At 39.6% G+C, this 2,182-nt stretch carries 2 protein-coding genes; both read left to right on the plus strand.

The window, feature by feature from the left end:
- Positions 1-204, plus strand: a 204-nt coding sequence (locus DCCM_RS18960; protein ID WP_207655542.1) for a hypothetical protein, incomplete at its 5' end; no start/stop codon positions are given.
- 44 nt (positions 205-248) lie between these two features.
- Positions 249-1,958: an ATP-dependent nuclease gene (locus tag DCCM_RS04545; RefSeq protein ID WP_104371276.1), complete on the plus strand. Its 1,710-nt coding sequence runs from the start codon at positions 249-251 to the stop codon at positions 1,956-1,958.
- Positions 1,959-2,182: the final 224 nt, after the last annotated feature.

Below are 2,182 nucleotides of genomic sequence, written 5' to 3' on the forward strand. Positions count from 1 at the left end.
AAAGATCTTTTACATAAAGATCTAAAGAACTTTAGGAAGTTATACGTGGGCGTCCGTATCCGGGACGCCTGCATAGCCGGAAGGCCGCGCGGGGAGCGGGCTGTGGGTTATGCAGTGTCCCACTGGGCGCGATTTATTGTAGCGACTGATGGTTTAGAAGTAGGCAAATTTAGTCCTTTATTAAAGGAGTTTGTCTGGACATAGCAAATATTAGTTATATAAAATAGATGGTTTAAGGTGAGGAGTTTATGCTTAATCATGTTAAAATAAAACGCTTTAAAAATCTTCAGGATATTACCATTCCTTTGGAACGTGTAAATGTTCTTGTTGGTGCAAATAATGCAGGTAAAAGCAGTGTTCTACATGCCATCCAGTTCGCGGTTTCTGTAGCTCAAACAACTAGCCTTGAAATAAATAGGTGGGAGGGGGAGAGGTTACCGACCTCATTGTCCCCGACACAATTAATTTACTCCCCATTAAGGGAAGTTACTGCTTTGGCTCCTGGTGGAATTCTTAAAGAACCGTTAACGCACGCAATTGAAATAGAATTTGAAGAAGCTGAAACAAACAATCGAGCAACTATTATCGTCAGGAAAGGTCGCAACAAGAATATTGCCACTGCAATAGAGGGTAGGGTATTAGGTGAGAGATTGCAACAAATTGAAGAGCCATATAGTATATTTGTACCGGGACTTGCAGGTATACCATCGGTAGAAGAATATAAGACTCCCGGTGTCGTTCGAAAAGCGGCTGCCAAAGGTGATGCAAACAATGTATTCAGAAATGTACTTTGGCTTCTTAAAAGAGAAGAAGATAATTGGAGAGTTTTCCTCAATGACTTTCAATGTATATTTCCAAATATGTCCATTGATGTTGACTTCGACCCGGAACGGGATGATTATATTAATGCTCAATTATCTATAAATGGGCAAAGATTACCAATAGATGCAGCTGGAACAGGGGTTTTACAAGCCATACAAATACTTTCATATGTCAACGTATATAAACCTAAAATACTAATTTTAGATGAACCAGACTCGCATCTACACCCAAACAATCAACGTAGTTTAGCTAAAATGTTAATCCGTTTATCTGAAAATCGCAATTTTCAAGTAATAATGTCAACACACTCCAGACATTTAATGGATGAATTTTCATTAAAGGCAAAAATTCATTGGATAAGAGATGGTGATATTGTAAACACAGCAGATTATGATGAGGTAAATGTATTAATGGAAATAGGTGCTTTAGATAAGGGCGATTTGTTAATGCAAGGAAATATAAAATATGTCTTGCTCACTGAAGATAGCGACATCACACCTATTAGAACATTACTGGAAGCATCAGGTTTCATAATGAGCGAAGTTGACGTGTGGCCTTATAGTGGATGTACCAATATCAATACTGCCTCAGCGCTTGCAGCTTTTATTCGAAAACATGCCCCTGCAACAAATATTTTAGTCCATAGAGATAGGGACTACTTGACGGATGATGAAGTTCGTGATTATGTGGCAAAGCTTGAAAGATTTGGTATTAAGTGCTTCATAACTAATGGTACTGATGCTGAGTCGCATTTCCTCACAGTAGAACATGTTTGCAGTTTATATCCCGCAATATCTGCTGAAAAAGTCAACGAATTTTTAAATCAAGCAACAAATGAAGCAGAAGAAAAGTCAATAGAAAAGTTTATCAACTCTAGAACAAACATGGCATTCATGCTTCGCAGACAAGGGGGCGGCGAGCCAAACCATGGTAATATAGCAACTACAGCGATTGCCAGTTATAGACAAAATATTGTTCGTTATCGCCATGGAAAATCAGTAAAAGGTAGATTTATATCTAAGCTACAGCAAGAGCTAGGGGGAAATATTAATATATTTAAAGTTACTCCACATATCATTGTAGAACAATTAAGTCAACTAGCTCAAGAGACTTGGACTGAACAGGTTGGAGAGTAAAGCTATTCGACTGACCGGGATGCTTCTATGCACCTAGTGGGACACTGCATAATTGGGAGCCCGCGTTGTTCGCGGGCTCTGGACATTGCTTTTCTACCGAATGCGACGCTCACGTATAGCAATAACTAAAAGATCTTTTACATAAAGATCTAAAGAACTTTAGGAAGTTATACGTGGGCGTCCGTATCCGGGACGCCTGCATAGCCGGAAGGCCGCGCGGGGAG

Source organism: Desulfocucumis palustris (genome assembly GCF_002933875.1).
Taxonomy (GTDB): domain Bacteria; phylum Bacillota; class Desulfotomaculia; order Desulfotomaculales; family Desulfocucumaceae; genus Desulfocucumis; species Desulfocucumis palustris.